The organism is Silanimonas sp. (genome assembly GCF_027530345.1).
In the GTDB taxonomy this organism is placed as follows: Bacteria; Pseudomonadota; Gammaproteobacteria; order Xanthomonadales; family Xanthomonadaceae; genus Silanimonas.
This window is the reverse complement of the sequence record NZ_JAPZQK010000018.1, coordinates 270,000-289,387: the sequence shown is the minus strand read 5'-3', so window position 1 is coordinate 289,387 and position 19,388 is coordinate 270,000. Positions and strand designations below refer to the sequence as shown.

The following is a 19,388-nucleotide window of genomic DNA, read 5'->3' as shown; positions in this document are numbered from 1 at the left end:
GGCCGGCGTCGCCCGCTACGGTGCCCCGCCCAGTCCAAGGGCAAGGCATGACGCTCGATTTCCCCTACACGTTCGGCATCGAAGAGGAGTTCTTCCTCGTCAACCCGCGCTCCCGTGGCCTGATGGCACGGGTACCGAAGGCCTATCTGAAGGCGTGCCGCACTCGGCTCGGCAATGTCGTCGCGCCGGAGCTGCTGCAGTCGCAGATCGAAGTCGCGACCCGTGTCCTTTCCGATTTCGACGAAGCCGCCGAGACGCTCGACACCTGCCGGGCCGGCCTGGCCGAGGTGGCCGAGGCGATGCAGTACCGGTTGGTCGCCGCCGGTACCCATCCCAGTTCGCACTGGTCCGGCCTGGAGGCGACCGAGAAGCCGCGCTACGCCCGCCTGATGGCGGATTTCGGCATCGTCGGGCGACGCAACGTGCTGTGCGGCTTGCACGTGCATGTCGCCGTGCCTCCGGGCGTCGACCGCGTGGTGGTGATGAACGGCGTGATGCGATGGCTGCCGCTGTTCCTCGCGCTTTCCACCTCCTCGCCGTTCTGGAACCGCCACGCCACGGGGTTGCTGAGCTACCGTCAGGCCGCCTACGACGAATGGCCGCGCACCGGCATCCCTGAGTTCTTCCGCGACCAGGCCGATTACGACGGCTTCGCCGCCAGACTGGTTGACGCCGGCGCGATGCGCGATGCGAGTTTCCTCTGGTGGGCGATCCGCCCGGCCCTGCGCTACCCGACGCTGGAACTGCGCATCGCCGATGCCTGCACGCGTGCGGAGGACTCGCTGATCATCGCCGCGCTTTACCGCTGCCTCGTCCGCGCGCTGGTGCGCGACCCGTCGCTCGCGGTGCCGTACGACGGGCACACGCGGCGCGTCATCGACGAGAACCGCTGGCGCGCGAAGCGCGACGGGATGGAAGCCCAGTTCGTCGACGAGCGCGATGGCCGCGTGCGTCCGCTGACCGAATGGCTGGAGGCCTTGCTGGCGATGACTGCGCCGGACCGCGCTGCGCTGGAGGCCGATCGCGTGCTGCATCGGCTGCCGACCCTGCTGGCGCGGGGCAGCAGTGCGCACGCGCAGTTGCAGGCCTACCAGCAGGCCCGCGATGGCGGTGCGGTGCATGACGAGGCCCTCCGCGCGGTTGTCGACTGGCTGGTCTCGCGTACCACCCAGAAGATCGGCAGCGACGAGCGCCTCGACACCCGTTGCGATCCCCGGTTCACGGACACTCGACCCGATCGCTCCGTGGCCGAGGCATAATTTTCACTTTGTTGAACGGACGGCTCGCCGTGCTCCTGCCCTTCCTACTCGCTTCACCCTTCGTCGCCGCCCTGCTGCTCGCGCTGATGCCGCGGGCCGGCCGTGCGATGTCGGCGGCGTTGGCCGGCGGTGGCGCGCTCCTGGGCCTCGCGGCGCTGTTCGCGCTGGCCCCGGCGGTGTTCGGTGGCGACGTGCCGCGCTTCTCGGCCCCCTGGCTGCCGGAGATCGGCCTCGCGTTCTCGCTGCGGCTTGACGGCTTCGCGTGGATGTTCGCCTTGCTGGTGCTTGGCATCGGCGCGCTGATCGTCCTCTACGCCTATTGGTACCTGGCCGACGACGATCCGCCGCAGCGCTTCTTCGCCAGCCTCGCCCTCTTCATGGGCGCGATGCTGGGCGTGGTGGTTGCCGGTAACCTGCTGCTGCTGGTCGTGTTCTGGGAACTCACGTCCATCGCCTCGTTCCTGTTGATCGGGTTCTGGAACGGCGAACGCGAGGCCCGCCGCGGCGCACGGATGGCCCTGGCGATCACCGGTGCGGGCGGGTTGGCACTGCTGGCCGGCGTGCTGATGATCGGTCGGATCGTCGGCAGTTTCGAACTCGACGTGGTGTTGGCCTCGGCCGCCCAGATCCAGGCCCATCCGCTCTACGTGCCCGCGCTGCTCTGCGTGCTGCTGGGCGCGTTCACGAAGTCGGCGCAGTTCCCGTTCCACTTCTGGCTGCCGCACGCCATGGCGGCACCGACCCCGGTGTCGGCCTACCTGCACTCCGCCACGATGGTGAAGTGCGGCGTGTTCCTGCTGGCGCGCTTGCACCCGGCCTTGGCGGGCAGCGACGAATGGTTCCTGATCGTCAGCAGCGTCGGCCTGCTCACCCTGCTGGTCGGCGCCTTCATCGCCATCTTCCAGCAGGACCTCAAGGGGCTGCTGGCCTATTCGACCATCAGCCACCTCGGCCTGATCACCCTGTTGTTCGGCATGGGCACCGAGATGGCGCTGGTGGCCGGCGTGTTCCATATCCTCAACCACGCCACCCTCAAGGCCAGCCTGTTCATGGCGGCCGGCATCATCGACCACGAGACCGGCACCCGCGACTTCCGCCGATTGAATGGCTTGGCGAAGTACATGCCGATCACGGCGGCGCTTGCGATCGCTGCCTCGCTGGCCATGGCTGGCGTGCCGCTGTTCAACGGCTTCCTGTCGAAGGAGATGTTCCTGACGGAAACGCTGAACGTGCCGACGGTGGCGGGGCTGCATCTGCTCATCCCCGGGCTCGCGGTGCTGGCGGCGGCGTTCTCCGTGGCCTACTCGATCCGCTTCATCCATGACGTGTTTTTCGGCGGCGAACCGAAGTGCGTCAACGGCACGCCGCACGAGCCGCCGCGCTTCATGCGCGTACCGGTCGAGGTGCTGGTGCTGATCGTGCTGGCCGTGGGCCTGCTGCCGAACCTCACCATCGGCGAACTGCTGGCCGTGGGAGCGCAGGGCGCGCTCAACGCGCCATTGCCGGAATACAAGCTTGCGATCTGGCACGGATTCAACGTTCCGTTGCTGATGAGCGTGATCGGCCTCGTCGGTGGCGTGGCGCTGTGGGCCTTCCTGCACCGCCTTGGCGCGTTGCGCGCCGATCCGCGCGCCTCGTTCGGCAAGCGCGCGTTCGAGGCCGGCCTCGCGCTTTTAGTCGCCGTCGCCGGGTTGATCACTCGCTGGCTGGAGAGCGGCCGCCTGCCGGCATACCTCGCCTGGACCGTGGCCGCGACCATCGCCGCGGGCGCGGTCGCTTTCTCGGCCGACGGCGCTTTCGGTGCGCGCGAGACGCTGCCCGCCGGTCCCGGGGCGTGGGCGCTGTGGGCCGTGGTCGTCGTCGCGACGCTCGCCGTGGCGCTCGGCTTCCGCCAGCGCCTGCTCGCGGTGCTGGTCGTCGGCGCCATCGGCCTCGCGGTGTCGCTGGCCTTCGTGTTCCTGTCGGCGCCGGACCTCGCATTGACCCAGCTGATGGTGGAAACGCTGTCGATCCTGCTGATCCTGCTGGCCTTGCGCTACCTGCCGCAGGCCTCGCCGCCGGAACGCGCGCCGCTGCGAACCGGCCTCCACGCCACGCTGGCCGTCGCCGGCGGCGGCATCGTCGGCGCGTTGGCCTACGCGATGATGACCCAGCCGGTGGCGTCGATCTCGGAGTACTTCCTGCGCACCAGCCAGAGCGAAGGCGGCGGGCTCAACGTCGTCAACGTCATCATCGTCGACTACCGGGCCATGGATACGCTCGGCGAGATCGCGGTCGTGGGCATCGCGGCGCTGATCATCGCGGCCCTGCTGCAGAATGCGCGCCCGCAGCCCGAGGTCGTTGTCCCGGCATCGCCCGGCGCGCCTTCGCTGATGCTCCAGCTGGTTTCGCAGTGGCTGTTGCCGCTGGGCCTTGCGGTCTCGCTGTACTTCTTCCTGCGCGGCCACAATGCGCCGGGCGGCGGCTTCGTCGCCGCGCTGGTGTTCGTCGGCGCGGTGTTCCTGCAGGCCATGGGCGGCGGCCGCGCGCTGGCCGAGCGGCAGTTCCGCAACGACTGGACGGCGTGGATCGGCGTCGGGCTGCTGCTCGCGGCCGTCACTGGCCTAGGCGCATTCGCGTTCGGCCATCCCTTCCTCACCAGCAGCACGCCCTACGTCGAACTTCCGATCCCGGTGGTCGGCGAATGGTTGGGCAAGGTACCGTTCGCCAGCGCGATGGGCTTCGACACCGGCGTCTACGTCACGGTGGCGGGTGCGCTGCTGCTGGTGCTGTTCCTGCTGACCCGCCTGCATCGCCCGGAGGGAAAGCGATGAGCCTCGAATTCCTGTTCGCCTCGGGCATCGGCGTGCTGGCCGCCGGCGGCTTCTGGCTGCTCCTGCGCGCCCGCACGTTCGATGTGATCCTCGGGCTCACCCTGTTGTCCTACGCCGTGAACCTGTTCCTGTTCGCGGCGGGGCGATTGGCGCCCGGGCGCACGCCGCTACTGAAGGACGGCGTGGCGCCGCTGCTGGCGAACTACACCGACCCGCTGCCGCAGGCGCTGGTGCTGACGGCCATCGTCATCAGCATGGCGATGACGGCTGTGATGCTGGTGATGGCGGTGCAGGCGCGCGTGGCCAATGCCACCGACCATATCGACGGCCTGGAGCCGCGCGCATGAGCGGCATGGCTTCGCACATCGCCGTGCTGCCGGTGGTCGTGCCACTGCTCACCGGCGCCACGCTCGTGGTGCTGCATCGCTCGCCGCTGGCTTTCCGCCGCGCCCTGTCGCTGATCGCGACGCTGATGCTGGGCCTCGTGGTGCTCGGCCTCGGCCTCGCTGTCGAGCACCAGGGGCTCGTGGTCTACCAGGTGGGTAATTGGCCGTCGTTCGCCGGCATCGTGCTGCTCGCCGATCGGCTGGCCGTCTTGATGCTCGGCCTGCTGGTGCTGCTCGCCCTCGCGAGCCAGCTGTTCGCCAGCGGCGGCGACGATGCGCGTGGCCCGCACTTCCACGCGCTGTTCCAGTTCCAGCTGATGGGCCTGTGCGGCGCTTTCCTGACGCATGACCTGTTCAACCTGTTCGTGTTCTTCGAGGTGCTGCTCGCGGCCAGCTACGGCCTGCTGCTGCACGGGCAGGGCGGCGAGCGCCTGCGGCAGGGCCTCCACTACGTGGTGTTGAACCTGGTCGCCTCGGCCCTGTTCCTGTTCGCCGTGGGCGTGCTGTACAGCGTGCTCGGCACCCTGAACATGGCGGACCTTTCTGCGCGGATCGCCACGCTGCCGGAGGCGCAACGTCCGCTGGTCGAGGCCGGTGGTTGGCTGCTGCTGATCGTCTTCGCGTTGAAGGCCGCGCTGCTGCCCCTGTACTTCTGGCTGCCGCGAACCTACGCCTCGGCCTCGGCGCCGGCGGCGATCCTGTTCGCGATCATGACCAAGCTCGGCATCTACGCCGTCATCCGTGTGTACGGCCTGCTGTTCGGCGCCGACGCGGGCGCGCTGGCCGGTTTCGTGCAACCGCTGCTGTTCTGGGCCGGTGCCGGTACGGCCACGCTGGCCGCGCTGGGCGCGCTGGCCTCGCCCACGCTGCGCGGCCTGCTCGGGTATCTCGTCCTCGGTTCGGCCGGCGTGCTGTTCATGGCGATCGGCCTCGGCACCGATGTGGCGCTGGCCGCCGGGCTGTATTACCTCGTGCATTCGACGCTCGTGGCGGCTGCGTTCTTCCTGCTCGGCGATTGGGTCCGCCGGCACCGCGACGGCGGTGACGCGCTGGGTCGCGTGGCGGCCATGGCGCGGCCGGCGTGGCTGGGCGGCTTCTTCATGGTGCTGGCGATGGCGGCCGCTGGCCTGCCGCCCTTCGGTGGATTCCTCGGCAAGAGCCTGCTGCTCGCGTATGCCGTTCCGGAGGGCGTGGTCATCGTGCTGTGGAGTGTGGTCCTCGGCACCAGCCTGCTGAACCTCATCGCTTTGGCGCGTGCCGGCAGCCGGCTGTTCTGGCAGACGCCGGCAGTGGCGACCGCCCGCAACGCTGCGCCGCAGCCGCCGTCGCCCGCTCTCGGCGAACGCATCGCGATGCTGATGCTGGTGTTCGGACTCATCGTCACCACCGTGATGGCCTCCGACCTCACGCGCTACGTGGCCGGCAGTGCGGCCCAGCTGTCCGAACCCGCCACGTATCGAGAGGCCGTGCTCGGCCGCGACCCGCTGCCTACGACGGTGCCCCGCTGATGCGCGCCTTGATTCCCCATCCCGTCAGCAGTCTTGCCGTCGCGGCCCTGTGGCTGTTGCTCAATGGCGCATCGAACGGCCAGATCGTTCTCGCCGTGCTGTTCGCGCTGGCGCTGCCGCGCCTGCTGCCCGCACCGGCGATTCCTTCGCCGCGCCTCGCCGCACCGGTGGTCGCCGCCAAGCTGGTGCTGGTCGTGCTCTACGACATCGTCAAGGCCAACCTCGAGGTTGCCGTCCGCATCCTCGGCCCCGAATCGCGCATCCGCCCGACCTTCGTCTGGGTGCCGCTCGACATCGCCTCGCCGCAGGGCATCGCGATGTTCGCGTCCATCATCACGATGACGCCGGGCACCCTGAGCTGCGAAGTGACCGAGGACCGGCGCTGGCTGCTCGTGCATGCCTTCCATGCCGATGACGCCGCGGCCGTCGTTGCAGACGTGAAGTCGCGCTACGAGGCGCCGCTGAGGGAGATCTTCCGATGATCACCGCCACCGTGCTGCCCTGGGTGGGCGGTGCCTTCGCCGTGGCCCTGCTGCTGGCGTTCTTCCGCCTGCTGCGCGGGCCGTCCCTCGTCGATCGGGTACTCGCGCTGGACACGCTGTACGTCAACGCGCTGGCCCTGCTCATCGTGCTCGGCATCGCGCTGGGCGACCCGGTGTACTTCGAGGCGGCGCTGCTGATCGCCGTGTTCGGCTTCGTCGGCACCGTGGCGGCGTCGCGTTACCTGCTGCGGGGGAGTGTCGTCGAATGAGCGCCATGCCGTTCTGGTTGGACGCCTTGGTGGCCGCACTGCTCGTGGCGGGTGCGGTTTTCGCGCTGGTCGGGGCCTGGGGCCTCGCGAAGCTCGGCGATTTCATGAAGCGCCTGCATGGCCCAACCAAGGCCAGCACCCTGGGCATCGGCCTGTCGCTGATCGCCTCGATGGCCTGGTTCGCGTGGCATGGCGGCTTCACCGGCCGCGAGTTTCTGGTGACGCTGTTCGTGTTCCTGACGGCCCCGGTCTCGGCGCACCTGCTGGTGAAGGCGGCGATGCGGACGGACCCGCGTTGCGCCCCGCCGCCGAAGCCGGAGCGCTGACACCGCGGCGAGCCGCGGCGGTGGCGGCCGGGTTGCCATCGCCGGCCATCGGCGGCAGGCCGAGCAGGGCGAGCAGGAAGGGATGGACATCGGTCGCCTCGATCGGCGGCAGCACCACGCCTTCGGCCACGCGCGGCCCGCGCGCGAGGAATACCGCGCGCATGCTGGGGAGTTCGGGCGCGTAGCCATGCGCGCCGGGGCTGAAGGTGCCGCCCCGCGCCTGCCGTGCCGCGTGCGTCAGGTACACCCCTTCATCCGCCTGGCACACGATCGGCGGCACGCGTCGATGTGTGCCATACCGCCAGGCCGGCGGAAGATCGGCTTTCCGCCAGCACTGGTAGCCCTCGTGGCGGCCGAGCAGGGCGGCTTCGACCTCGGCCTCGCGGCCCGGTCGCGGTGCGATCCCCGCCGCCTCGCCGCTGCTCACCACCTCATCGTCGTGCAGTACAACGCGCTCGTCGAGCCGCCGGGGGTTGGCCACATCGACCCGGGCCATGCCGTGGTCGGACACCACGACGACATCCACCGCGTCGAACAGGCCGCGTCGCCGCAGCCCGGCTTCGAGGCGCGCCAGCGCGCGATCGATGTCGGCCAGGGCCGCGATGGCCTCCGGGCTGTCCGGGCCCTCGCGGTGGCCTGCCTCGTCGAGCGCGGAGAAGTACAGCGTCATCAGGTGCGGGCGTCGGGCTTCGGGCCGGTCCAGCCAGCGCAGCACGCGACGGACGCGCTCCTCGTGCGGCATGTCGCCGGCATAGGGCAGCCAGTCGTCGGGGCGGATGCCATGGATCCGTGCCTCGCTACCCGGCCAGAACAGGGTCGCGCTGCGCAAGCCTTGGCGACGAAGGGTGACCCACAGAGGCTCGGCTTCGTCCCACCAGCGGCCGTCCGACACGGCGGCCCGTAGCGAGAGCCGGAACGGGCCCAGCTCCGCGTCGCGCATGCGGTTGTGGACCACGCCATGCCGGTCCGGCACCCGGCCCGTCACCAGCGTGTAGTGGTTGGGGAAGGTCAGGGTGGGGTAGACCGGGGTCATCCATTGGGCTCGCGCGCCTGTGGCCTGCCAGCGCTGCAGGGTGGGCGGCGCGTGGCGGACGAGGTCGTCGGGGTGCAGCCCGTCGATGCTGATGAGGATGACGCGCGGGGCGTTCGGCGTCGGTGCCTCGGGCCGGTCCGGCTCGGCGGCCAGCAGGGTCGATGCGCTCAGGAACAGCGCGGTCAGGGTGGCGTGGAGCCGATGGCGCAGGGACAAGCAGTCGCGTTCCGGTCGATGGGGGAGGAACCTTGCGTCACGGCGTGTCTCGGGCGCGTCGGCTGCGCGTGACGAGTCGCCTACAATTCGGTCACCCCGATCGGATCCGCGACATGACCGCCGCCCGCCACGACCCCTCACGCGTCATCCGCGCTCCGCGCGGCGCCCAGAAACGCTGCAAGAGCTGGCTCACCGAAGCCGCCCTGCGCATGCTGATGAACAACCTCGATCCGGACGTGGCCGAGGACCCGACCTCGCTGGTGGTCTACGGCGGCATCGGCCGCGCGGCCCGAGACTGGGCCAGCTTCGACACCATCGTCGAGGTGCTCGAGCGCCTCGAGGATAACCAGACCCTGCTGGTGCAGAGCGGCAAGCCCGTGGGCGTGTTCCCCACGCACCCCGATGCGCCGCGCGTGCTGCTCGCCAATTCCAATCTGGTGCCGCATTGGGCGACGTGGAAACACTTCAACGAACTCGACGCCAAAGGCCTCGCGATGTACGGCCAGATGACGGCCGGCTCGTGGATCTACATCGGCTCGCAGGGCATCGTGCAGGGCACCTACGAGACCTTTGCCGAGATGGGGCGCCAGCACTTCGGCGGCGACCTTACCGGCAAATGGGTGCTCACCGCGGGCCTCGGCGGCATGGGCGGCGCGCAGCCGCTGGCCGCGACCATGGCCGGCGCCAACATGCTCGCGATCGAGTGCCGCCAGAGCAGCATCGACATGCGCCTGCGCACCCGCTACGTCGATGAGCAGGCCACCGACCTCGACGACGCACTCGCGCGCATCGAGCGTTACTGCGCGGAAGGCAAGGCGCGCTCCATCGCACTGCTTGGCAATGCCGCCGAAATCCTTCCGGAACTCGTGCGACGCGGCGTGCGCCCCGACGCCGTGACCGACCAGACCTCGGCCCACGATCCGCTGCACGGCTACCTGCCGGCCGGCTGGACGGTGGAGCGCTGGCTCGACGAGCAGAAGCACGCGCCGGAGCGCGTCGTCGAAGCGGCCAAGCATTCGATGCGGATGCACGTCGAGGCCATGCTGCACTTCGAAGACCAGGGCATCCCCGTCTTCGACTACGGCAACAACATCCGCCAGATGGCCAAGGAAGCCGGCTGCGTCGACGCCTTCGACTTCCCGGGCTTCGTGCCGGCCTACATCCGCCCGCTGTTCTGCCGCGGCGTCGGTCCCTTCCGTTGGGTGGCGCTCTCCGGTGATCCGGAGGACATCGCCAAGACCGATGCCAAGGTGAAGGAACTCATCCCCAACGACCCGCACCTGCACCGTTGGCTCGACATGGCCAAGGAACGCATCGCCTTCCAGGGCCTGCCGGCACGCATCTGCTGGGTGGGTCTCGGCGACCGCCACCGCTTGGCACTCGCGTTCAACGAGATGGTGCGGAACGGTGAACTGAAGGCGCCGATCGTCATCGGTCGCGACCACCTGGATTCCGGCAGCGTGGCCAGCCCGAACCGGGAGACGGAGGCGATGCTCGACGGCTCGGACGCCGTGTCCGACTGGCCGCTGCTCAACGCGTTGCTCAACGTGGCCGGCGGTGCGACCTGGGTGTCGCTGCACCACGGCGGTGGCGTGGGCATGGGCTTCTCGCAGCACAGCGGCGTGGTGATTGTGGCCGATGGCACGGAAGCTGCCGAAAAGCGCCTCGGTCGCGTGCTTTGGAACGACCCCGGTACGGGTGTCATGCGCCATGCCGACGCCGGCTACGACATCGCCAAGGCCTGCGCGAAGGAAAAGGGCCTCGACCTGCCGATGCTGGGTTGAGGGCCCAGGCCCGCCGCGTTCGCGGCGGGCGGCGCGGGGCTCAGGAGCCGCGCTTCGGTGCGGCTTCGCCGTCGAGCAGTTTCTCGACGCGGGCGAACACCTCGAAGCGCGAGAACGGCTTCTTCATGAAGTCGTCGGCGCCGATGCGTTGGGCGTAGAACTGCTCGGTCGCTTGCTCGTTGCCCGACATCATGATCACCGGGATGTCCTTGCTGACCGGGTCGCGGCGGATGCGGCGCAGGGCCTCGAAGCCGTTGATGCCCGGGAGAACAATGTCGAGGAAGATGACCTCGGGCGGGTTCGCCGCGATCTTGGCGAGGCCGCTCTCGGCGTCGCCGGCCGTCTCGAGCTGGTAGCGGTTCTGCAGCAGCATGCGTGCCAGCGCGGCGGTGACGGTCGCCGAATCGTCGATGATCAGCGCGCGGGTGCCTTCGCGCGCGTTGCGGCGGTCCAGCAGCCGGCGCTCGATCCCGTTGGGGGCGTTGCGCGTTTCGTTCTCGAGCTCGGAGCGATTGACGGCGTCTTCCGGGTTGCCGGTCGGCGTGGACTGGGCGAGGAAGCGCTTGAGGCGGTCGATCAGGCTCACTGGAGGCTCCGCAAGATGACGACAGCAGGCTCGCACATGCCGTCGTCGGGGTGAAGCGGGCCGGGGTAGGAAAACGCCCCGGCGGAGCGTCAGCGCTTGGCCTTCTTCGCGGCCTTCTTGGCCGGAGCTGCCTTCTTGGCCGGAGCTGCCTTCTTGGCCGGAGCTGCCTTCTTGGCCGGAGCCGCCTTCTTGGCCGGAGCCGCCTTCTTGGCCGGAGCCGCCTTCTTGGCCGGAGCCGCCTTCTTGGCCGGAGCCGCCTTCTTGGCCGGAGCCGCCTTCTTCGCGGCGGGAGCCCCGAGATAAGCGAGCACCTCGTCGGAATGGCCGTCCGGGCTCACCTTCGGCCACACCTTCTCGATGCGGCCGCCGGCGTCGACGACGACGGTGGCGCGCGCCACGCCCATGTAGGTCTTGCCGTACATGCTCTTCTGCACCCACACGCCGATCGCCTTGAGCAGCGTCAGCTCGGGATCGGCGAGCAGCGGGAAGGTCAGCTGGTACTTGGCGGCGAACTTCTGGTGCGAGGCATCGTTGTCCGCGGACACGCCGAACACCGGCACCTTGATGCCGGTGAAGCGGGGGAGGTTGTCGCGGAAACCGCAGGCTTCCGTAGTGCAGCCCGGGGTGTCGTCCTTCGGGTAGAAGAAGAGCACGAAGCGCTGGCCGCGCAGGCTTTCGGCGCTGACCAGTCGGCCGTCACTGGCCTTGAGCGAGAAATCCGGGATCGAAGCACCAACGTCCAGCATGGTCACACCCTCGGGAGCGGAAACGACTCCCGATTATGCCTTGTCACCCGCCGTTCAGGCACCCGTCCGGGTCGCCGGTCCGGGGCAGGGCGCACCGGGATGGGCACGTTGCAGAGGTCGATGTGGCCGGCCTTGCGCAGGTACCAGGCATCCGCCCGGTTCCGGCGCGCTTCCACGAGGGCGTCGAAGCTCGCGCTGCCGGTCTCCATCACCTGTAGGCGTGGGCGCTGTGCTTCGGGCAAGGCCGAGGCGAGGGCGATCCGGAGGATCGGGGTGCGAAGCGCGGGTTGGGTGTAGAACCCGCCCGGCGCGAGGCTGCGCGGCATGGCGGACAGCCGATGCATGCCGTCGAGCACGCGGCCCACGCTGGTGATGTTGAGATCGAGCTGGCGCGGCGCCTGCCCGGTGACGACGTAGAGCTCGGTACCGTTGCTGGAATCCGGCGCGTTGCCGCGGCCGGCGCCGACGGTGGCATAGCAGTGCGCCAGCCACTGCGTGCCCGCCTGAGGGTCACGGCCCACCGGGAAGCCAGCGCTGAAGCCCACCTGCGGCGCCCAGCCGTCGACGTCGGGCAGGCGGGTGAAGGCCAGACCCTCGCGGATCGTGGTGCTAAACTCGGCCGGCAGTGCCGCCTTTGCGGCACCCAGCGGCTTCGCCTTGGCCGGGTCCTCGCCGTTGGCATCGCCCCACTGCACCACGAAGTTGTCCTGCGAGCGGTTGATCGTCAGGCCGTCGAAGTAGCCTTCGCGCGCCAGCGTGCGAAGGTTCGCGACGTGCTCGGGCGCGTGTTCGGGCGAGAGCTCGATGACGACCGGGCCGGTCTCGAGCGTCATGACCAGCAGGTCGTCCGGATCCGGCGTGCGCCAGTGTTCTGCTGGGGCCGCGGCGAGGATCTCGTCCATGGTGCGAGGCGGCATCGCGGGCGTGGTGGCGGCCGCTGCCGAGGTGGCGAGGGCGAGCAGAGCGAGGGCAGCGATCGGAAGGCGCATGGCGGGCTCGTCGACGGGGATGACCGGATTGGGCCGCACTCCGCCGCCGGCTTCAAGCCTCGCGAAGCACCGACAGCTGCTCGCGCCATTCGGCGAGCACGCGCTCCCAGTGCGTGCGGTCGGCGAACTGCGGGAAGGCGAGGGGAAAGGCCGGGTCCTCCCAGCGCCTTGCGATCCAGGCGTGGAAATGCACGATGCGCAGCGCGCGCAGTGCCTCGACCAGCGCCAGCTCGCCGCGATCGAACTCGCAGAAGCGCTCGTAGCCCACCATCAGGTCGGTGAGCTGGGTTTCGCGTCGGCGCGGCTCGGCATCGAGCAGCATCCACAGGTCCTGCACCGCGGGCCCGGTGCGGGCGTCGTCGAAATCCACGAGGTGCGGGCGGTCGTCGCGCCAGAGCACGTTGCCCGGGTGCAGGTCGCCATGCAGGCGCCGCTGGACGGCGCCCTCGGATTCGGCGAAGCGCTCCTCGACCGCTTCGAGCAGGGCGCTGCCCACGTCCTCGAAGCTGTCGTGCAGCGCGGGTTCGATCCACGAGCCATCGAGCAGGGTGTCGAGCGACGCCCAGCCGAGGGTGTCGATGGCGAGCGCCTCGCGGTGGCGGAAGGGCGTGCGCGCCCCGACGGCGTGCAGGCGGCCGAGCGTTTCGCCCAAAGCCAGACGCACCTCGGGCCGGTCCATCTCCGGTGCGTGGCCGCCCTGCAACGGGAAGAGCGCGAAGCGCAGCGTGCTGTGGGCGTGCAGCGTCTCGCCGGCAAAGGCCAGCGGTGGCACCACCGACAGGCCCTCGTCGTGCAACTCGCGCACGAAGGCATGCTCCTCGCGGATCTGCGCGTCGCTCCAGCGCGCGGGCCGGTAGAACTTCGCGACCACCGGCGCCGAATCCTCGAGGCCGACGCGCAGCACGCGGTTCTCGTAGCTGTTCAGCGCGAGCACCCGGCCATCGGCCTGCAGGCCCAGCGATTCGACGGCGTCGATCACCGCTTCCGGCGTCAGCGTCCGGAAGTCGGCCGGGCCGGTCACGCGCGCTCCAGTGCCGTGGCTTGGCCGCTCAACGCCGGCGACAGCCAGCAGTGCTGGCCGAGGAAGGTGAATCCCACGCGTTGCAGCGCACGGCGGTAGGCCTTGGCCGGGCGGGCGATGAAGCCCTCAAAGTCGCCCTGCACATCGTCGCCGGCGGTGTCATCGGCGGTGTAGGTCTCGATGAAGGCCACGCCGCCGCAGAGCTCGGCGAGGCCGGGCAAGCCCGCCTTCATTTCGGCCTCGGGAACGTAGTGCAGCACGTCGGCGCAGACCAGCAAATCGACGGGCGGGCACGGACGCAGCGCGGCGAGGTCACCGAAGCGTGCCCAATGCAGGTTGCGCGTGCGACCGAAGCGCCGCACCGCGTATTCGCTGCCGTCGAGGCCGAGGTAGTGCAGCCCCGGGCGCATCGCCAGCAGCGGCGCACGCCAATGGCCTTCGCCGCAGCCCACGTCGAGCACCGTGCGCACGCGCCGTCCGAGGAAAACCTCCGCCGAAGCCACGGCCAGCGCGACGGTGCGCTCGAGCTGCGAGCGCGAGGCCTTGCTGCCATCGGACTGGCGATACCAGCGGTCGAAATAGGCGCGGTCGTAAGTCTTCAAGGGGCGCTCCCTGCGCGGCGGGCCGGCAGTGTAGGGCAGGGTGACTACCGGCACATCCACTAGAGCGGAGTTGGCACTAGTGTGGCCTCAACAGTACTGAGGAGGGGCCATGACCGACCTCGACGCCCAACGCCGCAAGTTCGACAAGGAGCTCGCCACCGGCACGGTGGCCCTCGTGCTGCTGGCCATCCTCGGCCGCGACGGCGAGCCGATGTACGGCTACCAGATCGCCAAGCGCTTCGAGCAGGCCGACGAGGCTGCCTTGGCGGGCAAGCAGAGCACGCTGTACCCGGTGCTCCGCAACCTCGCCGCCGCCGGCCTGCTGGACAGCTGGATCGAACCGTCCGATGCCGGCCCGCCGCGCCGGTACTACCGCATCACCGCCAACGGCCGCCTGGTGCTCGACCAGTGGGTGGCGAGTTGGCGCAGCACCCGCCAGATGGTGGACCGCGTTCTTGAAGGGGAAGAGCAATGAGCCTGCCGACCACGATCAACCAGTACCTCGACCAGCTGCGAAGTGAACTGTCCGCCGCCGACCCGGCGCTGCTGCAGGACGCGCTCTACGACGCCGAGGAGTACCTCCGTTCCGAACTCGCGGCGCACCCGCGCGAAGGCGAGGAAGCGCTCATCGCGCGCATCGCCTCCACCTACGGCCGGCCTGCCGAAGTCGCGGACATCTACCGCGACACCGAAGTCACCGTGAGCCGCGCGCTGCGTCCGCCGCCGCCGAAGCCGCGTGAGTCCTCACTGGGCCGCTTCTTCGGCGTGGTCTCCGACCCCCGCGCCTACGCGGCCCTGCTCTACATGCTGCTGTCGGTGCTCACCGGCGTCTTCTACTTCACCTGGGCGTCCGCGGGACTGGCGCTGTCGCTGGGCCTCTCGCTGACCATCATCGGCGTGGCGTTCTTCATCCTGTTCATGGCGACGGTCCGCGTGCTCTCCCTGGTGGAAGGCCGCATCGTCGAGGTGATGCTGGGTGAGCGCATGCCGCGTCGCCCGGCCTACCCGGCGCCCTCGAACGGCATCCTCGAGCGCATCGGCCAGCTGTTCACCGACCCGCGTACCTGGGGCACGCTGATCTACCAGGTGCTGATGTTGCCGCTAGGCATCATCTACTTCACGGTGGCGGCCTCGCTGCTCGCGGTCGGGGTCACGCTCGCAGCCGTCCCGCTGCTGACGGTCTTCAGCGGCGGCCATATCGTGTTCGGACCCATGAGCGGGGAATTCACCCTCTGGAGCGGGGCGATGGGGATCGTTGTGTCGGCTGTCTCGTCAGCCTTCGGCATCCTGCTGCTCTTCGTCACCCTGCACCTCGCGCGCGGCGTGGCCCATGTGCATGGCGCCATCGCCAAGCACCTGCTGGTGAAGTGGGGCGAGTGAACCGCGCCCCGCGACACCCGGAGCTCAGGCCGCCAGCAACGCCTTCGCGATGCCCCAGCCGCCCTGCACCAGCAGGGCGCTGAGGGCGAGGAGGCCGATGGCGAAGCCGGCGCCACGCTTCTGGGCATCGCGGGCATACATCACGGCGTAAAGCACTCGACCGACCAGCCAGAGCGCACCGAAGCCGGCCGCCCAGGCCGGATCGCCGTAAGCGCCGGCCAGCCACAGCGCCGGCAGGAACATCACGCTGGCCTCCAACGTGTTCATCTGCACGCGGAACACGCGTTCGAAATCGGGGTGGCCGGTCGTGGCCGGCGCCTTCACGCCGTAGCGGCCCCGTGCCGCGCCGACGGCGAACGTGCAAGCGCTCATCAGCAGCACGGTGAGCAGCGAAACGAGGGCGATCCAAGGCGACATGGCGGGCTCCGGTAGGGACGCCACAGCCTACGCGAGCTAGAGTGTCGCGCCCCTTTCGAGTGAATCCCGATGGCTGCACTACGCCCGCTCCGACGTCCGTACGCCGATCCCGGCATCGCGCCCGTGCAGCGCCGCGAACTGTGGGCGTGGGCGGGATTCGACTTCGCCAATTCCGGCTACACGACGGTCGTCATCACGGCCGTCTTCAGCGCCTACTTCGTCGGTGTGGTGGCGGGCGATGCCGGCTGGGCGACGTTCGCGTGGACGGCCGCGCTCTCCGTGTCGTACGTGCTGGTGATGGCGATGGCGCCGCTGTTGGGGCTGTATGCCGATGCGCACGCCTGCAAGAAAAAACTGCTGCTGGCCACGACCGCGGTGTGCAGCCTGGGGACGGCGGCGCTTTGGCTCTGCGGGCCGGGCGATGTCGCGCTCGCTTTGGTGCTCATCGTCATCACCAACACCGCGTTCGGCACCGGCGAGAACCTGATCGCGGCCTTCCTGCCGGAGCTGGCCGACGACGAGGGCATGGGCCGCTTGTCCGGCTACGGCTGGGCCTTCGGTTACTTCGGCGCCGTGCTGCTGCTGGCGGCCTGCCTGTGGTGGGTGCAAGGCGCCGAAGGGCGGGGCAGCGACACCGGCACGGCGGTGCGCGACACGATGCTGCTCACCGGGGCCACGGTATTCCTCGCGGCGCTGCCAACCTTCCTGTTGTTGCGTGAACGCATCATGGCGGCACCGCGGGCCTTCGCCACGTTGTGGCGCGAATCGCTGCAGCGCTGGCGCGGCATCCTCGGAGGCGCGAGCGACCTGCCGCAGCTGGGCCGATTCCTCGCCTGCATCGTTGCGTACCAGGCCGGCGTGGGCACCGTGATCGCCGTCGCCGCCATCTACGCCCAGCAGGCCCTCGGCTTCAGCACCGCGGAAAGCATCACGCTGATCCTGGCGGTGAACATCACCGCCGCCTTGGGGGCGATGGCGTTCGGCCAGCTGCAGGACCGTATCGGACACCGCAACGCCCTTGCGCTGTCATTGGTCGGCTGGCTGGTGGCCATCGGCCTCCTCGCGCTTTCGGAAGCCCGCCCGGTGGTCTGGCTGGCTGCGAACCTCGCCGGCGTCTGCATGGGCGCCAGCCAATCGGCCGGCCGCGCCCTCGTGGGCTACCTCTGCCCGCCGCGACGCGAAGCCGAGGTGTTCGGCCTCTGGGGCCTCGCTGTGAAGGCGTCGATGGTGCTCGGCCCGCTGGCCTATGGCGCCATCAGCTGGGCGGCTGGAGGGCGTCACGCCCTGGCCATGCTGGCCACCTCCGGCTTCTTCCTCGTCGGGCTGGTCCTGCTGTATCGGGTCGACGTGGCCCAGGGGCGGCGCGAAGCCCTCGGGACCGGGCCGGCCGCCCCCCGGTGAAAGCTGGGTGACATCGATTGCGTCCGGGGCTGTCAATTCCCGTCAAACGCGCTACATTCGATTCCGTCCATTCGCGAAAGAGGGTAGGCCATGCAGATCACGCTCCGTGGTAGCGCGCTTTCCCTCACATCGACCGCCATGGACGACCGCGAAAACGTCCGCCTGCCCGCGCTGCCCAGCGCACGCGAACTGCGGCGGGCACGCCTGATCCGCCACCTCTCGCGCCGTCAGCTCGGATTCCTCGCGCTGCACGTGGCGCTCGGCGTGTTGGGCTGGTCGGCGTTGGCACTAGTGGGTTGGGGCGCCTACGCACTCATTCGCTGAGCGCGCTGGCCTCACCCTGCTGCTGCAGGGCCCACATCGCCGCGTAGCGGCCCTTCGACGCCAGCAGTTCGGCATGGGTGCCGCGCTCGATGATCCGTCCGCCATCCATCACCAGGATCTGGTCGGCGTCCATGATCGTCGACAGGCGGTGGGCGATCACCAGCGTGGTGCGCCCCACGGCGATGCGGTCGAGCTCCGACTGGATCGCGCGTTCCGACCGTGAATCCAGCGCGGACGTGGCTTCGTCGAAGATCAGGATGGCCGGGTTCTTCAACAGCGCTCGTGCGATGGCGACGCGCTGCTTTTCGCCGCCGCTGAGCTTGAGCCCGCGCTCGCCCACCTCGCTGTCGTAGCCGTCGGGCAGTGACTTGATGAAGGCATCGATGTGCGCGGCCTGCGCGGCCGCTTCCACTTCCCCGTCGCTCGCCTCCGGGCGCCCGTAGCGGATGTTGTAGCCGATGCTGTCGTTGAACAGCACGGTGTCCTGCGGAACGATGCCGATGCTGCCGCGCACCGAGCCCTGCGTGAGCTCGCGTAGGTCGTGGCCGTCGATCTCGATGCGGCCTTCCTGCACGTCATAGAAGCGGTACAGCAGGCGGGCCAGCGTCGATTTGCCGCTGCCCGAATGGCCGACCACGGCGACCGTCTGGCCCGGGGCGATCTCGAAATCCACGCCGTCCAGGATGGTCCGCCGCGGGTCGTAGCCGAAGCGCACGTCGCGGAAGCGCACGCGGGGTTGCGTGGTCACCAGCGGCTTCGCCTCCGGGCGGTCCTGCACGTCGAGGTTCTCTTCGAGCAGGCCGAAGAGTTTCTCGATGTTCGTCAGCGCTTGCTTCACCTCGCGGTACATCATCCCGAGGTAGTTCAGCGGTGCCGACAGTTGCAGCAGGTAGGCATTCACCAGCACGAGGTCGCCGATGGTGAGCTCGCCGGCCACCACGCCAGACGCCGCACGCCACATCAGCGCGGTGACGCCGATCGAGACGATCGCCGCTTGGCCAAGGTTGAGCACGCCCAGCGTCTTCAGGCTCTGGACGGTGGCTTCCTCGACGCGCTGCAGGCTGCCGTCGTAGCGCCGGGCTTCGTGCTCCTCGTTGTTGAAGTACTTGACGGTCTCGTAGTTGATCAGGGCGTCGACCGCACGCGTGCTGCTCGCCGACTCGGCATCGATCGCCGCGCGGTAGTAGCGCGTGCGCCATTCCGTGACGCGGAAGGTCCAGGCGGAATAGACGACCAGCGTCGCCAAGGTGATGACGGCGAAACCCCAGTCGTACAGGTAGACCAGCACGGCCGTGACCAGGACGACCTCGATGATCGTCGGCAGGATGGTGTAGAGCGTCCAGTCGAGCAGGTCGGAGATCGCCGTGCCGCCGCGCTCGACGTCGCGGGCGACGCCGCCGGTCTTGCGTTCGAGGTGGAAGCGGAGGCTCAGCGCGTGCAGGTGCCGGAACACCTTCAGCTGCACGGTGCGCGCGCTGCGCGCCATCACCCGGGCGAAGACGATCTGCCGCAGTTCGGTGAACAGCGTCGAGGCGAGACGGGCGCCGCCGTAGGCGAGCAGCAGGCCGACGGGCAGGGCGATAAGTGTCGCCGGGACATCGAGGCCATCGACGATGCGCTTCATCAGCATCGGGATGCCGAGCAGCGTGACCTTCGCCGCGATCAGGCAGAGCAGGGCGGCCGTGATGCGGCGCCAGTAGGGCTTGAGGAAGGGCAGCAGGTCGGACAGCACCTGCCGCACGGTGCCGTCGCCGCGGCGCGGGGCATCGACCGGTGCGTGGCCTTCGATCGATGGGGCGTTGTCGGATGTGGGGGCGCTCATCCGGGCATTGTCGCGTGCACCGGG

Annotated in this window: 18 protein-coding genes and 2 pseudogenes; 12 read left to right on the top strand and 8 right to left on the bottom strand. The window is 69.5% G+C overall.

Features of this window, described 5'->3' with window-relative positions; genetic code table 11:
* Positions 1 to 47 precede the first annotated feature (47 nt).
* Genes O9255_RS10510 through O9255_RS10480 form a run of 7 tightly spaced genes read left to right on the top strand, consistent with a single transcriptional unit; the run spans position 48 to position 7,043 of the window.
* Complete coding sequence (locus O9255_RS10510; RefSeq protein ID WP_297866799.1) at positions 48 to 1,259, top strand: carboxylate-amine ligase; 1,212 nt, start codon at positions 48 to 50, stop codon at positions 1,257 to 1,259.
* Between the two features lie 29 nt (positions 1,260 to 1,288).
* Positions 1,289 to 4,072: a monovalent cation/H+ antiporter subunit A gene (locus tag O9255_RS10505; protein ID WP_297866798.1), complete on the top strand. Its 2,784-nt coding sequence runs from the start codon at positions 1,289 to 1,291 to the stop codon at positions 4,070 to 4,072.
* The gene (locus O9255_RS10500) at positions 4,069 to 4,419 is read left to right on the top strand and encodes a Na+/H+ antiporter subunit C (RefSeq protein WP_297866797.1); all 351 of its coding nucleotides are present in this window, start codon (positions 4,069 to 4,071) and stop codon (positions 4,417 to 4,419) included. The genes O9255_RS10505 and O9255_RS10500 overlap by 4 nt, the downstream gene beginning before the upstream one ends.
* Positions 4,416 to 5,966 (top strand): monovalent cation/H+ antiporter subunit D, encoded by a 1,551-nt coding sequence (locus O9255_RS10495; RefSeq protein ID WP_297866796.1) that lies wholly within the window; start codon positions 4,416 to 4,418, stop codon positions 5,964 to 5,966. The genes O9255_RS10500 and O9255_RS10495 overlap by 4 nt, the downstream gene beginning before the upstream one ends.
* Positions 5,966 to 6,448: a Na+/H+ antiporter subunit E gene (locus O9255_RS10490; protein WP_297866795.1), complete on the top strand. Its 483-nt coding sequence runs from the start codon at positions 5,966 to 5,968 to the stop codon at positions 6,446 to 6,448. Before O9255_RS10495 ends, O9255_RS10490 begins: the two co-directional genes overlap by 1 nt.
* A complete protein-coding gene (locus O9255_RS10485) occupies positions 6,445 to 6,717 on the top strand; it encodes a K+/H+ antiporter subunit F (protein ID WP_297866794.1) in 273 nt (90 codons plus the stop codon). The genes O9255_RS10490 and O9255_RS10485 overlap by 4 nt, the downstream gene beginning before the upstream one ends.
* Positions 6,714 to 7,043 (top strand): Na+/H+ antiporter subunit G, encoded by a 330-nt coding sequence (locus O9255_RS10480; protein ID WP_297866793.1) that lies wholly within the window; start codon positions 6,714 to 6,716, stop codon positions 7,041 to 7,043. The genes O9255_RS10485 and O9255_RS10480 overlap by 4 nt, the downstream gene beginning before the upstream one ends.
* Before the next feature lie 193 nt (positions 7,044 to 7,236).
* On the opposite strand, the pseudogene O9255_RS10475 reads toward O9255_RS10480, so the two are convergent.
* Positions 7,237 to 8,433: pseudogene (locus O9255_RS10475) on the bottom strand (ectonucleotide pyrophosphatase/phosphodiesterase); the annotation flags it as partial.
* Between O9255_RS10475 and hutU the strand changes: the two are divergent.
* Positions 8,406 to 10,076: a urocanate hydratase gene (gene hutU, locus O9255_RS10470; protein ID WP_297866792.1), complete on the top strand. Its 1,671-nt coding sequence runs from the start codon at positions 8,406 to 8,408 to the stop codon at positions 10,074 to 10,076. The pseudogene O9255_RS10475 and the gene hutU sit on opposite strands and share 28 nt — an antisense overlap.
* Before the next feature lie 40 nt (positions 10,077 to 10,116).
* Here hutU and O9255_RS10465 read toward each other — a convergent pair whose 3' ends face one another.
* From O9255_RS10465 to O9255_RS10445, 5 genes and pseudogenes are all read right to left on the bottom strand, one after another.
* Positions 10,117 to 10,662, bottom strand: a complete 546-nt coding sequence (locus O9255_RS10465) for a response regulator (RefSeq protein ID WP_297866791.1) — start codon at positions 10,660 to 10,662, stop codon at positions 10,117 to 10,119.
* A gap of 89 nt (positions 10,663 to 10,751) precedes the next feature.
* Entirely contained in the window at positions 10,752 to 11,408 is a 657-nt protein-coding gene (locus tag O9255_RS10460) for a peroxiredoxin (protein WP_297866790.1), read from the bottom strand.
* Between the two features lie 89 nt (positions 11,409 to 11,497).
* Positions 11,498 to 12,325, bottom strand: a pseudogene (locus tag O9255_RS10455) (peptidylprolyl isomerase); the annotation flags it as partial.
* A gap of 124 nt (positions 12,326 to 12,449) precedes the next feature.
* On the bottom strand, positions 12,450 to 13,418 hold the full coding sequence (locus O9255_RS10450; protein ID WP_297866789.1) for a serine/threonine protein kinase: 969 nt from the start codon (positions 13,416 to 13,418) through the stop codon (positions 12,450 to 12,452).
* Positions 13,415 to 14,020: a class I SAM-dependent methyltransferase gene (locus O9255_RS10445; protein ID WP_297866788.1), complete on the bottom strand. Its 606-nt coding sequence runs from the start codon at positions 14,018 to 14,020 to the stop codon at positions 13,415 to 13,417. The genes O9255_RS10450 and O9255_RS10445 overlap by 4 nt, the downstream gene beginning before the upstream one ends.
* A 109-nt stretch (positions 14,021 to 14,129) precedes the next feature.
* Between O9255_RS10445 and O9255_RS10440 the strand changes: the two genes are divergently transcribed.
* Positions 14,130 to 14,495 (top strand): PadR family transcriptional regulator, encoded by a 366-nt coding sequence (locus O9255_RS10440; protein ID WP_297866787.1) that lies wholly within the window; start codon positions 14,130 to 14,132, stop codon positions 14,493 to 14,495.
* Positions 14,492 to 15,400 carry a sensor domain-containing protein gene (locus O9255_RS10435; protein ID WP_297866786.1) on the top strand — a complete coding sequence of 303 codons (909 nt, stop codon included), beginning with the start codon at positions 14,492 to 14,494 and terminating at the stop codon, positions 15,398 to 15,400. Before O9255_RS10440 ends, O9255_RS10435 begins: the two co-directional genes overlap by 4 nt.
* A gap of 24 nt (positions 15,401 to 15,424) precedes the next feature.
* Here the strand turns inward: O9255_RS10435 and O9255_RS10430 are convergent, their stop codons facing one another.
* Positions 15,425 to 15,817, bottom strand: a complete 393-nt coding sequence (locus O9255_RS10430; RefSeq protein ID WP_297866785.1) for an MAPEG family protein — start codon at positions 15,815 to 15,817, stop codon at positions 15,425 to 15,427.
* A gap of 69 nt (positions 15,818 to 15,886) precedes the next feature.
* On the opposite strand from O9255_RS10430, the gene O9255_RS10425 reads away from it, so the two are divergent.
* Positions 15,887 to 17,218, top strand: a complete 1,332-nt coding sequence (locus O9255_RS10425) for an MFS transporter (protein ID WP_297866784.1) — start codon at positions 15,887 to 15,889, stop codon at positions 17,216 to 17,218.
* Positions 17,219 to 17,308: 90 nt separating this feature from the next.
* Positions 17,309 to 17,542, top strand: a complete 234-nt coding sequence (locus O9255_RS10420) for a hypothetical protein (RefSeq protein WP_297866783.1) — start codon at positions 17,309 to 17,311, stop codon at positions 17,540 to 17,542.
* Here O9255_RS10420 and O9255_RS10415 read toward each other — a convergent pair.
* The gene (locus tag O9255_RS10415) at positions 17,532 to 19,364 is read right to left on the bottom strand and encodes an ABC transporter ATP-binding protein/permease (RefSeq protein WP_297866782.1); all 1,833 of its coding nucleotides are present in this window, start codon (positions 19,362 to 19,364) and stop codon (positions 17,532 to 17,534) included. The two genes, O9255_RS10420 and O9255_RS10415, sit on opposite strands and share 11 nt — an antisense overlap.
* Between the last annotated feature and the right edge of the window lie 24 nt (positions 19,365 to 19,388).